Here is a 575-nt window from a genome sequence, read left to right as displayed (position 1 = left end):
GAGATGCCACGGCCGGCGACGAGGATCCCGACCGCGCCGACGGCGAGGACCAGCACCAGCCCGGCGGCCAGCTGCCGGGCGGGCTCGATGCGGGTGAGGTCGCCCAGCAGCCACAGCGCCGCGCAGGCCACGAGCACGACGACGCCCCGCCCGGTGGGGCGGAGGATCGTGCGTGCGCGGCCCCTCACGTCTGCGGGGTGCTGCGCAGGACCTGGTCCACGAGCTCCCCGGCGCTCGCGCCGCGGGAGAGCGCCTGCGGGGTCAGATGGAGCCGGTGGCGCCAGACGGGGAAGATGACGTCGGCGATGTCCTGGGGGGTGACGAAGGTGCGGGCGGCGAGCGCGGCGTTCGCCTTCGCCGCGCGCACCAGGTGCACGGCCGCGCGGGGCGATGCGCCGAGGGTGACCTGGGGGTGGGAGCGTGTCGCCTCCGCCAAGCGCACCACGTACTGCAGGATCACGGGCGAGGCGTAGACGCTGCGCACCGCCCGCACCTGGGCGGCGATCCGCTCGGGGCTGGTGCGGCGGCGGACCGCGTCGACCACCTCCCGGTCCCCCTCGGCCACGGGCCCGGCC

Annotated in this window: 1 protein-coding gene; it reads right to left on the bottom strand. The window is 77.2% G+C overall.

What is annotated here, in order from left to right; genetic code table 11:
- Positions 1–184: 184 nt before the first annotated feature.
- The coding region (locus AB3N00_RS30880; RefSeq protein ID WP_413037829.1) for an AAA family ATPase at positions 185–575 on the bottom strand (391 nt) is incomplete at its 5' end.

This window comes from Paenibacillus xylanilyticus (assembly GCF_047246825.1).
Taxonomy (GTDB): domain Bacteria; phylum Bacillota; class Bacilli; order Paenibacillales; family Paenibacillaceae; genus Paenibacillus; species Paenibacillus xylanilyticus_B.
The sequence above is the reverse complement of the archived record's forward strand: the minus strand, read 5'-3'. Positions and strand labels throughout refer to the sequence as shown.